The sequence below is a fragment of the Burkholderia sp. MS389 genome, assembly GCF_016899425.1.
GTDB lineage: Bacteria > Pseudomonadota > Gammaproteobacteria > Burkholderiales > Burkholderiaceae > Burkholderia > Burkholderia sola.
The window spans coordinates 994838-1006464 of record NZ_CP045994.1 but is presented as its reverse complement, the minus strand read 5'-3'; the positions used below and the strand labels follow the sequence as shown (position 1 = coordinate 1006464).

The following is an 11627-nucleotide window of genomic DNA, read 5'->3' as shown; positions in this document are numbered from 1 at the left end:
GCGGCGGCGGCCAGGAACACGCCCGCGCTCGTCGCCCGCCGAACGAGCGCGCGGGTGGATTCGATTAAGCTTGCTGCTTGCCTCTCTTGTCTGACCCATTCGACGTACGACCGAACCGATGACCGCTTTCCTGCTGATCTGGAGCCCCAAGAAATGGCCATGGCCCGAGCTGCCCGACGTCGCTGCGCGCGTGAAGGCCGGCGAGGCCGTGCATGACGTGTGGGGCTGCGGCTTCGCGCGCGGCATCCTGCCGGGCGACCGCGTGTTCCTGCACCGCGTCGCGAAGGAACCGAAAGGTGTGTTCGGCTCCGGCTACGTGACGCGCGCGCCGTACGAGGTGCCCGATCCGTCGACCAAGCGCGGCTACCGGCTGTGCATCGACTTCGTGTACGACTGGCTCGTCGACGCGCATCAGGACGTCGTGATTCCGCGTGACGCGCTGCGCGTGCATCCGTACTCGGTACAGACGTGGGACGCGCAGAGTTCCGGCACGTCGATCAAGCCGATGGTCGAAGGTCCGCTCGAAAAGCGCTGGGCCGAACTGACCGGCAAGCGCAAGCCGCCGCGATAGGCGGAAACCGGCTCGAATCGGGGCCGCCTTCCCGCTTAGACGCCCCCCTTCGCGCGCCGAAAGGCCGCAGACCGCCCGGCGGGCCTGCCGCGCGTGTCTCCGGTACAATCAGACGATCGTTCCGCCCAGGCGCCGCGGCCCGTGCACAGGCCCCCGCGCCCTTCTCTCGCAGGTTTCGCTCATGTCCAACAATCAGATCCTCTTCGAACGCGCCCAGAAGACCATTCCCGGCGGCGTCAACTCGCCGGTGCGCGCGTTCCGTTCGGTCGGCGGCACGCCGCGTTTCGTCGCGCGCGCGCAAGGCCCGTATTTCTGGGATGCCGACGGCAAGCAGTACATCGACTACATCGGCTCGTGGGGCCCGATGATCGTCGGCCACGTCCATCCCGAAGTGCTGTCGGCCGTGCAAAACGTGCTCGCCGACGGCTTCTCGTTCGGCGCGCCGACCGAAGCCGAGATCGAGATCGCCGAGGAAATCTGCAAGCTCGTGCCGTCGATCGAACAGGTGCGGATGGTGTCGAGCGGCACCGAGGCCACGATGAGCGCGCTGCGTCTCGCGCGCGGCTTCACGGGCCGCAGCCGCATCGTGAAGTTCGAGGGCTGCTACCACGGCCACGCGGACAGCCTGCTGGTCAAAGCCGGCTCGGGCCTGCTGACGTTCGGCAACCCGACGTCGGCCGGCGTGCCCGCCGACATCGCGAAGCACACGACCGTCCTCGAATACAACAACGTCGCCGCGCTGGAAGAAGCATTCGGCGCGTTCGGCGACGAAATCGCCGCGGTGATCGTCGAGCCGGTCGCCGGCAACATGAACCTCGTACGCGGCACGCCCGAATTCCTGAACACGCTGCGCGCGCTGTGCACGAAGCACGGCGCCGTGCTGATCTTCGACGAGGTGATGTGCGGGTTCCGCGTCGCGCTCGGCGGCGCGCAGGCGCACTACGGCATCGCGGCCGACCTCACCTGCCTCGGCAAGGTGATCGGTGGCGGGATGCCGGCTGCCGCGTTCGGCGGCCGCCGCGACATCATGGCCCACCTCGCGCCGCTCGGCGGCGTCTACCAGGCCGGCACGCTGTCGGGCAACCCGATCGCGGTCGCCGCGGGCCTGAAGACGCTGCAGCTGATCCAGGCGCCCGGCTTCTACGACGCGCTCACCGCGCAGACGAAGCGGCTCGCCGACGGCCTCGCGGCCGAAGCGCGCGCGGCCGGCGTGCCGTTCGCGGCCGACTCGATCGGCGCGATGTTCGGCCTGTACTTCGCCGAGCGTGTGCCGACCAGCTTCGCGGAAGTCACGAAGAGCGACACCGAGCGCTTCAACCGCTTCTTCCACCTGATGCTCGACGAGGGCGTGTACTTCGCGCCGTCCGCGTACGAAGCGGGCTTCGTGTCGAGCACGCACGACGACGCGGTGATCGACGCGACGCTCGCGGCCGCGCGCCGCGCGTTCGCGGCACTCGCCGCCTGACCCGGGGGCGCGCGCATGTTCTCGGATACCGATTTCGCCCACATGCAGCGCGCGCTTGCGCTCGCCGCGCGCGGCATGTACACGACCGCGCCGAATCCGCGCGTCGGCTGCGTGATCGTCAAGGACGGCGACGTGATCGGCGAAGGCTTCACGCAGCCGGCCGGCCAGGACCACGCGGAAGTGCAGGCGCTGAAGGACGCGCGCGCGCGCGGCTACGACGTCGCGGGCTCGACCGTCTACGTGACGCTCGAACCGTGCAGCCATTTCGGCCGCACGCCGCCGTGCGCGAACGCGCTGATCGACGCGCGCGTCGCGAAGGTGGTCGCGGCGATGGAAGACCCGAATCCGCAGGTGTCGGGCCGCGGCCTCGGGATGCTGCGCGACGCGGGCATCGACGTGCGCTGCGGGCTGCTCGCGCATGAAGCGGGCGAACTGAACATCGGCTTCGTGTCGCGGATGACGCGCGGCCGGCCGTGGGTGCGGATGAAGACCGCCGCGTCGCTCGACGGCCGCACCGCGCTGCCGTCCGGCGAAAGCCAGTGGATCACCGGCGAGGCCGCGCGCCTCGACGGCCACGCATGGCGCGCACGCGCGTGCGCGATCCTCACCGGCATCGGCACAGTGCGCGAGGACAATCCGCTGCTGACCGTGCGCGGCATCGACACGCCGCGCCAGCCGCAACGCATCCTCGTGGACAGCCGCCTCGACCTGCCGCTCGACGCGCGGCTGCTGGAAGGCGCGCCGCTGCTGATCTTCTGCGGCCGGCTCGACGCCGCCGGCGAAGTCCGCGCGAACGTGCTGAAGTCGCGCGGCGCGGAAATCGTGCCGCTCGCGAATGCGCACGGCAAGGTCGACCTGCCCGCGATGCTGGCGGCGCTCGGCGCGCGCGGCGTCAACGAGTTGCACGTCGAGGCCGGCCACAAGCTGAACGGTTCGCTGCTGCGCGAGCACTGCGTCGACGAATTGCTGGTATATCTGGCGCCGAGCCTGCTGGGCGCCGACGCGGCCGGCATGTTCGATCTCGCCGCGCCGGCCAGCCTCGATGCGCGCACGCGGCTGTCGTTCCACGGTATCGAACGGATCGGCGACGACCTGCGGATCCTCGCGCGCGTCGCGCCGCCCGACGCCTCTCACTGAACGGAATCGTCACGATGTTTACCGGAATTGTCGCGGCCGTCGGCCGCATCGAAACGATCGCCCCGCTCGGCACGTCGGCCGATGCCGGCGTGCGCCTGACCGTGCAGGCCGGCGGGCTCGACCTGGCCGATGTCGCGCTCGGCGACAGCATCGCGATCCAGGGCGCGTGCATGACGGTGATCGAAAAGACCGACGCCACCTTCGACGTCGACGTGTCGCGCGAAAGCCTGAACCGGACGGTCGGCCTCGCGCAGCCCGGCGAAGTGAACCTCGAGAAGGCGCTGCGCGCGCACGATCGCCTCGGCGGGCATATCGTGTCGGGCCATGTGGACGGCCTCGGTACCGTCACGCGCTTCGCGCCGGTCGGCGAGTCGCATGAACTGCGGATCGTCGCGCCACGCGAACTCGGCCGCTATCTCGCGTACAAGGGCTCGATCACGGTGAACGGCGTGAGCCTGACCGTCAATACGGTCGACGACCGCGCGGACGGGTGCGAATTCTCGATCAATCTCATTCCGCATACGGTCGAGGTCACGACGCTGCGTCACGTGAAGGTTGGCGACAAGGTCAATCTTGAAGTCGACATGATCGCGCGGTATGTGGAGCGGATGCTGTCGGCGTCGCAGGGCGTGCATCAGGACTGATCGGGCAACGCCGTCCCATATATGAAATGACGGCTGACGGTTCGGCCTCGTTGCCTAGGCGTCGCCGCAGCCCCGTCGCTCCGCCGAGCGTTGCTCCCGCCCTGCTTCGTGCCGGGCCACCCCGTCGGCGGTCCGAAGCGACAGCATCGTGATCGCGTTCGCTCGATGCCCGTCCGGCCGGCCGACACCTGGCCGAACAGCCAACGACGCGCACGGGTCATGCCGCCGCGCTAAGATGCGTCGACAGCGGTTTCCATGCCGCCACGTACGACGCGCCGCGTCGCGGCCGCCACTCTTCCCATTGGAGTCGTCCCCATGTCCATCTCGATGTACCAGGCTTCGCTGCCCGTCCTGATCCGCGGCCTCACCAACCTGCAGCACATCCTCGGCAAGGCGCAGGCCCATGCGGCCGAAAAGCAGATCGATCCATCGGTATTCATCGGCGCACGCCTCTACCCGGACATGCTCCCGCTCGTCCGCCAGGTCTACATCGCGACCGACACGGCCAAGGGCTGCGCCGCGCGGCTCGCCGGCGCCGAGATCCCGAGCTACCCGGATGTCGAGCAGACCTTCGACGAACTGCATGCGCGCATCCAGAAGACGATCGACTACCTGAAGAGCTTCGACGCCGCGCAGATCGACGGCAGCGAGGCGCGCCAGATCGTGCTGAAGATGCGCGTCGGCCCGATCGAGTTCACCGGCCAGTCGTATTTGCTGAACTTCGTGCTGCCCAATTTCTTCTTCCACGTGACGACCGCGTACGACATCCTGCGCCACAGCGGCGTCGAACTCGGCAAGCTCGACTACCTCGGCGGGCGCAACGAGCACGCGTGACGTGCGGCCGGGCCATGCCCGGCCCGCAACCGTCCGCACCCGCGCGCAGGCCGTCCGCGGCGCTTTCCGGAGTGCTCGCCGGCCCCGCGCGGCCCGCGCCAGCCGAAACGCCGTCCGGCTGGCGTAAAATACGCACTTTCCTCTTTCTCGCCCCCTTATGACGCTCGCCTCCACGCTCGACATCATCGCCGAGCTGAAAGCCGGCCGGATGGTGATCCTGGTCGACGAAGAAGACCGCGAAAACGAGGGCGACCTCGTGATCGCCGCCGAATTCGTCACGCCGGAAGCGATCAACTTCATGGCCAAGTACGGCCGCGGCCTGATTTGTCTGACGTTGACGCAGGAACGCTGCAAGCAGCTTCACCTGCCGCTGATGACCTATCGCAACGGCACGCAGTACGGCACCGCGTTCACGGTCAGCATCGAAGCGGCCGAAGGCGTGACGACCGGCATCTCGGCCGCCGACCGTGCGCACACGATCGCCACGGCGGTCGCGCACGACGTGCGCCCCGAACACATCGTGCAGCCGGGCCACGTGTTCCCGATCATGGCGCAGCCGGGCGGCGTGCTCGTGCGCGCCGGCCATACCGAGGCCGGCTGCGACTTCACCGCGCTCGCCGGGCTGACGCCGGCCGCGGTCATCTGCGAGGTCATCAAGGACGACGGCACGATGGCGCGCCTGCCGGACCTGCTCGAGTTCGCGAAGGAACACGACCTGAAGATCGGCACGATCGCCGATCTGATCCAGTATCGCAGCCGCACCGAATCGATCATCGAGCGGATCGCCGAGCGCACGATGCAGACCGCGCACGGCACGTTCCGCGCGGTGCTGTACCGCGACCAGCCGAGCGGCTCGCCGCACATCGCGCTGGTGCGCGGCACGCCGTCGCCCGACGTCGATACGCCGGCGCGCGTGCACGAGCCGCTGTCGGTGCTCGACCTGCTCGAGACGGGCGTGTCGACCCACTCGTGGACGCTCGACGCGGCGATGCGCGAGATCGCGGCACGCGACCTCGGCGTGATCGTGCTGCTCAACTGCGGCGATACGAAGGAACACCTGATCGACGTCTTCAAGGCGTTCGACGAGGAAGAAAAGGCCGCTGCGCTCAAGCGCCGGCCGGTCGATTTCAAGACGTTCGGCATCGGCGCGCAGATCCTGCGCGATGTCGGCGTCGGCAAGATGCAGGTGCTGTCGAATCCGCGCAAGCTGGGCAGCATGTCCGGCTACGGCCTCGAAGTCACGGGCTTCATTCCGATGCCCGGCGGCGAAGCCACGTCCTGCCCGGCGTCCCACGCGTAACCCGCCACGGCGCTTTCGCCCTATAACCGTTCATCCACACCACGGACCAGATCATGGAAATCGGACAATACCAACCGAATCTCGAAGGCGACGGCCTGCGTATCGGCATCGTGCAATCGCGCTTCAACGAACCCGTGTGCAACGGCCTCGCCGACGCGTGCGTCGAGGAACTGGAACGCCTCGGCGTCACCGGTGAAGACGTGCTGCTCGTGTCGGTGCCCGGCGCGCTGGAAATCCCGCTCGCGCTGCAGAAGCTCGCCGAAAGCGGCCAGTTCGACGCACTGATCGCGCTCGGCGCGGTGATCCGCGGCGAGACCTACCATTTCGAACTCGTGTCGAACGAGAGCGGCGCGGGCATCACCCGCATCGGCCTCGACTTCAACCTGCCGATCGCGAACGCGGTCCTGACGACCGAAAACGACGAGCAGGCCGTCGCGCGCATGACCGAAAAGGGTCGTGACGCCGCGCGCGTCGCCGTCGAGATGGCGAACCTGACGATGGCGCTCGACCAGCTCGGCGACGACGAGGACGAAGAAGAAGACGAAGACGACGAAGAGGAGCGCGCATGAAGAAGAGCGCCCGCCGACAATCGCGCGAGCTGGCGACGCAGGGCCTGTATCAGTGGCTGCTGTCGAACGCGCCCTCCGGCGAGATCGACGCGCAACTGCGCGGCGCGCTCGGTTACGACAAGGCTGACAAGGAACTGCTCGAAGCGATCCTGCACGGCGTGATCCGCGAGCATGCGACGCTCGTCGAAGCGCTGACGCCGTCGCTGGACCGTCCGATCGATCAGCTGTCGCCGGTCGAACGCGCGGTGCTGCTGATCGCGACGTTCGAACTCACGCACCATGTCGAAACGCCGTACCGCGTGATCATCAACGAAGCCGTCGAACTCGCGAAGACGTTCGGCGGCTCCGACGGCTACAAGTACGTGAACGGCGTGCTCGACAAGCTGGCCGCGAAGCTGCGCCCCGCCGAAACGCAGGCGCGTCGCAACGGCTGATACCGTTTGCTTGTCCACGGGCGCGCAAGCGCCCGTTTTTCATTCTTTTCCCCTCCGCCCTGCCCGCCGATGAATACCACCGCCGATTCGCTCGTCACGCTCGCCGCACGCGTCGACGCGATCCAGCCCTTCTACGTGATGGAACTGATGAAGGAGGCACAGCGGCTCGAGTCCTTGGGGCGCGATGTTATCCACATGGGCATCGGCGAGCCGGATTTCACCGCGCCGGAGCCGGTCGTCGAGGCCGCCGCGGCCGCGCTGCGCCGTGGCGTTACGCAGTACACGAGCGCGCTCGGCATCGCGCCGCTGCGCGAGGCGATCGCCGCGCACTACGCGCGCGCGTACGGCCTCGCGATCGCCCCCGAGCGGATCGTCGTCACGGCCGGCGCATCGGCCGCGCTGCTGCTCGCGTGCCTCGCGCTGGTCGGCCGCGACGACGAAGTGCTGATGCCCGACCCGTCGTACCCGTGCAACCGGCACTTCGTCGCGGCGGCCGAAGGTCGCCCGGTGCTCGTGCCGAGCGGCCCGGACGCGCGCTTCCAGCTCACCGAAAACGACGTCCGCACGCACTGGAACGACCGCACGCGCGGCGTGCTGCTGGCGTCGCCGTCGAACCCGACCGGCACGTCGCTCGAACCGGACGAACTGAAGCGGATCGTCGAAGCGGTGCGCGCACGCGGCGGCTTCACGATCGTCGACGAAATCTACCAGGGGCTCAGCTATGACGCCGCGCCCGTGTCGGCGCTGTCGTTCGGCGACGACGTGATCACCGTGAACAGCTTCTCGAAGTATTTCAGCATGACGGGCTGGCGGCTCGGCTGGCTCGTCGTACCGCCCGCGCTCGTCGGCACGTTCGAGAAGCTGTCGCAGAACCTGTTCATCTGCCCGTCCGCGCTCGCGCAACATGCGGCACTTGCTTGTTTCGAACCCGCGACGCTCGACATCTACGAAACACGCCGGCACGAATTCAAGCGCCGCCGCGATTTCATCGCACCGGCGCTCGAGCGGCTCGGCTTCACGGTGCCGGTGATGCCGGACGGTGCGTTCTACGTGTATGCGCATTGCGGCGGCGTCGCCCACCCGGCGGCCGGCGACAGCGCCGCGCTCACGCAGGCGATGCTGCACGACGCGGGCGTGGTGCTGGTGCCGGGCATGGACTTCGGTGTCCATGCGCCGCGCGACTATATCCGCCTGTCCTATGCGACCGCCTACTCGCGGCTCGAAGCGGCCGTCGACCGGCTCGCGACGCTGTTCGGCCAGCACTGATCTGACGCCACGGCCGGCGCACCGGCCGCTTCAGGCACCGCCAATAGAAAAAGGCACCCGAATCGGGTGCCTTTTTCATGTCCTGCCGGCCGGAGCCGCACGGAGCGCGTGACGCGTTACGCGCCGAGCTCCGAACGATCGCCGTGCGACTGCTTCGCGGTATCGACGCTCGCATCGTCCTGCGACGCCGCTTCCTTCGGCGCCGCCTTGACCGACGTCGTGCCGTCGAGCGTCGCATGCACGCGCTTCGCGCCGCCTGCCGCGGCCGTCACGGCTGCGGTGACGATCGGCTTCGCGGGTTGCGCGGGCGCCTGCGGCGCGTTGATCGGCACGCTGCGGCCACGCGCGACGTCGCGCAGGCGGCCGCGTTCGGCCATCACCTTCGAGCCGTAGCCGTTATCGTCGGGGTTCGTCGAGCCGTTGTACAGACGCAGGCCGCTCGCGAGCGAGCCGCCGCGCGCGATGCAGTCCTTCAGCACCAGGGCGCCGACCTGCAGGTTCGCGAGCGGTTGCAGCGCGGTGTCGGTGCCGCCGAAATACTCGAACTTGTCGGAGTGAACCTTCGACATCACCTGCATCAGCCCCTTCGCGCCGACGCCGCTCTCGGCGTACGGGTTGAAGCCCGATTCGATCGCCATCACGGACAGCAGCAGCAGCGGATCGAGGCCGACGTCGCGACCGGTCTGGAACGCGGCCTTGACGAGCTGGCCGAGCGGCTCCTGCGCGACGCGGTAACGGCGCGACAGATAGGTCGCGACGAGCGCCTGTTCGCGGTTCGACGCGAGCGCGCGATCGTCGCGGGCATCGGCCGCCACGCGCTGAATCGGAATCAGCTTGGCCAGTGCGACCGGCGACGGGCCGTTGCGGGCCGGGTCGGACGCATCGCCCTGGGCGCCTTGAGCGCCCTGAGCGGCGGTTTCCGGCGCGACATCGAGGCCGACCGCAAGCGCATCCGCTTCGGGCGTGTCTTCCTGCTGCGGCTGCGCGCCAGCGGGCGCGAAGTTCGGCAGCGGATGGCCGGACAGCAGACGGGCCGGACCGGCCTGCACGGCCGCGGACACGACCGGCATCAGCTTCGCGGCGAGCGTGCCGCGGACGGTTGGCAGCAGCCACAGTGCAAGCGCAACCGCGACAGCGAAACAGCCGACAACGCTGAATAGATGGTGACTGACACGCGTCCCGCGACGCAGCAAGTTGCGCACGATTTGCGCATGCTGCTCAGTGGGACGCCACGATAACCAAGCGTTCATTCAGATCATCTCCCATGAACATGACTCGTGCGGCTCGCTCAGCTCGATGGCGAGACAGAAAACGCGCCGCGGAATCACGACGCCGCACGCCTTGGTTGGGACGCGCAAGCATCGGGGAAACGGTATAAGTACCGTTCGAGGCCACGGTGTAAGAAGGCCGGCGCCTTCGCACACTGGGCGAGGCGGGCATACGCGGTGGCACCCACGCAAAAAACCAGCGTCTGGTGGCGCTGGCTGGGACTACGACATAAGCCGTCGAAGACGCCGTGCAGGATTCGGCGGACGGTGACGCGCTGCGTCAAAGATCGGTGATTGGCGGCTCGAAGCCTTTTACCCTGCAGCCAATGTGAGCGGATTCTAGCAGGGTTTTATAGATCGTCAACACTATAAAAACTCAAATCTATAACAAAAAGTAATTTAAAACCCCTCTTCAGAACGCAATCCCCGTGCCGTAGGGGGTTTGCGCGCGGTCGACTTTTTCTTCGCCGGGGCGGTCGCGCGGCTGCCCGGGGTAAAATCGTCGGTCGATTCGGGGTCGTAGCCAGCCGCTGCCCCGCCCATCGCTGCCCGTCCCTGCGGGTGGCTCGGACCTTCTTCATGAAATACAAAGACTTACGCGATTTCATTCAGCGCCTCGAGGCGCTCGGCGAGCTGCGGCGCGTCACGCAGCCCGTGTCGCCCGTGCTCGAAATGACCGAGCTGTGCGACCGCGTGCTGCGCGCCGGCGGACCCGCGCTGCTGTTCAACGCGCCGCCCGGCCATGCGTTCCCGGTGCTCGGCAACCTGTTCGGCACGCCGCGCCGCGTCGCGCTCGGGATGGGCGTCGATGCGGGCGACGATGCCGCGCTCGGCTCGCTGCGCGACCTCGGGCGCCTGCTGTCCGCGCTGAAGGAACCCGATCCGCCGAAGAGCCTGAAGGACGCCGGCAAGCTGCTGTCGCTCGCGAAGGCGGTGTGGGACATGGCGCCGAAGTCGGTGTCGTCGCCGCCGTGCCAGGAGATCGTCTGGGAAGGCGCCGACGTCGATCTGAACAAGCTGCCGATCCAGACCTGCTGGCCCGGCGATGCGGGGCCGCTCGTCACGTGGGGCCTGACGGTCACGCGCGGGCCGAACAAGTCCCGCCAGAACCTCGGCATCTACCGTCAGCAGTTGATCGGCCGCAACAAGCTGATCATGCGCTGGCTCGCGCATCGCGGCGGCGCGCTCGACTTCCGCGAATTCGCGCTGCAGAACCCGGGCAAGCCATATCCGGTCGCGGTCGTACTCGGCGCCGATCCGGCCACGACGCTCGGCGCGGTGACGCCGGTGCCCGATTCGCTGTCCGAATATCAGTTCGCCGGCCTGCTGCGCGGCAGCCGCACGGAGCTCGCGAAGTGCCTGACGCCCGGTGTCGACACGCTGCAGGTGCCCGCGCGCGCGGAGATCGTGCTCGAAGGCTTCATTCATCCGCAGGAAGGCGCACCCGGCCCCGCTCCGGCCGGCGCGCCGCCGCGCCCGGCCGGCCATGCGGCGGCCGCATACGAGCACGCGCTCGAAGGGCCGTACGGCGACCATACCGGCTATTACAACGAGCAGGAGTGGTTTCCGGTGTTCACCGTCGAGCGCATCACGATGCGCCGCGACGCGATCTACCATTCGACCTACACGGGCAAGCCGCCCGACGAGCCCGCGGTGCTCGGCGTCGCGCTGAACGAGGTGTTCGTGCCGCTGCTGCAGAAGCAGTTCACGGAAATCACCGACTTCTACCTGCCGCCCGAAGGCTGCAGCTACCGGATGGCCATCGTCCAGATGAAGAAGAGCTACGCGGGCCATGCGAAGCGCGTGATGTTCGGCGTGTGGAGCTTCCTGCGGCAGTTCATGTATACGAAGTTCATCGTGGTCGTCGACGAGGACGTGAACATCCGCGACTGGAAAGAAGTGATCTGGGCGATCACGACGCGCGTCGACCCCGTGCGCGACACGGTGATGGTCGACAGCACGCCGATCGACTATCTCGACTTCGCATCGCCGGTGGCCGGACTCGGCTCGAAGATGGGGCTCGACGCGACCAACAAGTGGCCGGGCGAAACGAGCCGCGAATGGGGTCGCCCGATCGAGATGGACGCGGCCGTGAAGGCGCGCGTCGACCGGCTATGGCAGGAGATCGGCCTCTGACGC

The 11627-nt window shown here is 68.1% G+C and carries 11 protein-coding genes; 10 read left to right on the top strand and 1 reads right to left on the bottom strand.

The features are described 5' to 3' along the window. The first annotated feature begins 118 nt into the window (after nucleotides 1-118). From GJG85_RS04690 to GJG85_RS04650, 9 genes are all read left to right on the top strand, one after another. Nucleotides 119-571, top strand: coding sequence for a hypothetical protein (locus GJG85_RS04690; RefSeq protein ID WP_012328082.1), 453 nt, complete (start codon nucleotides 119-121; stop codon nucleotides 569-571). 181 nt (nucleotides 572-752) lie between these two features. Beyond that, nucleotides 753-2036 carry a glutamate-1-semialdehyde 2,1-aminomutase gene (hemL, locus tag GJG85_RS04685; RefSeq protein ID WP_050011610.1) on the top strand — a complete coding sequence of 428 codons (1284 nt, stop codon included), beginning with the start codon at nucleotides 753-755 and terminating at the stop codon, nucleotides 2034-2036. A 15-nt stretch (nucleotides 2037-2051) separates the two neighbouring features. Next, on the top strand, nucleotides 2052-3173 hold the full coding sequence (gene ribD / locus GJG85_RS04680; RefSeq protein ID WP_050011611.1) for a bifunctional diaminohydroxyphosphoribosylaminopyrimidine deaminase/5-amino-6-(5-phosphoribosylamino)uracil reductase RibD: 1122 nt from the start codon (nucleotides 2052-2054) through the stop codon (nucleotides 3171-3173). 14 nt (nucleotides 3174-3187) lie between these two features. Continuing rightward, the gene (locus GJG85_RS04675) at nucleotides 3188-3817 is read left to right on the top strand and encodes a riboflavin synthase (protein WP_050011612.1); all 630 of its coding nucleotides are present in this window, start codon (nucleotides 3188-3190) and stop codon (nucleotides 3815-3817) included. Between the two features lie 315 nt (nucleotides 3818-4132). Further along, entirely contained in the window at nucleotides 4133-4651 is a 519-nt protein-coding gene (locus tag GJG85_RS04670) for a DUF1993 domain-containing protein (protein WP_050011613.1), read from the top strand. 157 nt (nucleotides 4652-4808) lie between these two features. Further along, the gene (ribBA, locus tag GJG85_RS04665) at nucleotides 4809-5951 is read left to right on the top strand and encodes a bifunctional 3,4-dihydroxy-2-butanone-4-phosphate synthase/GTP cyclohydrolase II (protein WP_050011614.1); all 1143 of its coding nucleotides are present in this window, start codon (nucleotides 4809-4811) and stop codon (nucleotides 5949-5951) included. Nucleotides 5952-6004: 53 nt separating this feature from the next. Next, nucleotides 6005-6520, top strand: a complete 516-nt coding sequence (gene ribH, locus GJG85_RS04660; protein ID WP_006476661.1) for a 6,7-dimethyl-8-ribityllumazine synthase — start codon at nucleotides 6005-6007, stop codon at nucleotides 6518-6520. Further along, on the top strand, nucleotides 6517-6954 hold the full coding sequence (nusB, locus tag GJG85_RS04655) for a transcription antitermination factor NusB (RefSeq protein WP_050011615.1): 438 nt from the start codon (nucleotides 6517-6519) through the stop codon (nucleotides 6952-6954). Before ribH ends, nusB begins: the two co-directional genes overlap by 4 nt. Before the next feature lie 69 nt (nucleotides 6955-7023). Then, nucleotides 7024-8220 (top strand): pyridoxal phosphate-dependent aminotransferase, encoded by a 1197-nt coding sequence (locus GJG85_RS04650; RefSeq protein WP_089488238.1) that lies wholly within the window; start codon nucleotides 7024-7026, stop codon nucleotides 8218-8220. A 116-nt stretch (nucleotides 8221-8336) separates the two neighbouring features. Here GJG85_RS04650 and GJG85_RS04645 read toward each other — a convergent pair whose 3' ends face one another. Next, on the bottom strand, nucleotides 8337-9470 hold the full coding sequence (locus GJG85_RS04645; protein WP_050011617.1) for a transglycosylase SLT domain-containing protein: 1134 nt from the start codon (nucleotides 9468-9470) through the stop codon (nucleotides 8337-8339). A 597-nt stretch (nucleotides 9471-10067) separates the two neighbouring features. Here GJG85_RS04645 and GJG85_RS04640 point away from each other — a divergent pair. Then, nucleotides 10068-11624, top strand: a complete 1557-nt coding sequence (locus GJG85_RS04640) for a UbiD family decarboxylase (RefSeq protein ID WP_050011618.1) — start codon at nucleotides 10068-10070, stop codon at nucleotides 11622-11624. The last annotated feature ends 3 nt before the right edge of the window (nucleotides 11625-11627 follow it).